This window comes from Gilliamella sp. Pra-s60, assembly GCF_009795755.1.
Lineage (GTDB): Bacteria > Pseudomonadota > Gammaproteobacteria > Enterobacterales > Orbaceae > Gilliamella.
The window spans coordinates 1-249 of sequence record NZ_WTFA01000069.1 but is presented as its reverse complement, the minus strand read 5'-3'; the positions used below and the strand labels follow the sequence as shown (position 1 = coordinate 249).

1 pseudogene is annotated in these 249 nt (G+C 40.6%); it reads right to left on the bottom strand.

What is annotated here, in order from left to right:
• Positions 1 to 221 (bottom strand): annotated as a pseudogene (locus GQ596_RS11035) (hypothetical protein); the annotation flags it as partial.
• Positions 222 to 249: the final 28 nt, after the last annotated feature.

The following is a 249-nucleotide window of genomic DNA, read 5'->3' as shown; positions in this document are numbered from 1 at the left end:
GCTAATTTTTGGGGCACGTTATTACCATACAAGTGGGGAGATCTTTGACGATCTGCATCGTACTTTTTAGATAAGCCATTACGCGCTTTCATTTGAATTTTTAAAGTGACGTCATCCTGCCAGCGATATCCTTCCAATATTCTGGCGACACCAGCAGTACCAATACTTTCCATACGTTCAAAAATAATACCTTGCATTTTATCGGGGTTATGGGTGTGCACTGGATACACCTGTTTTAGATAATTGCCA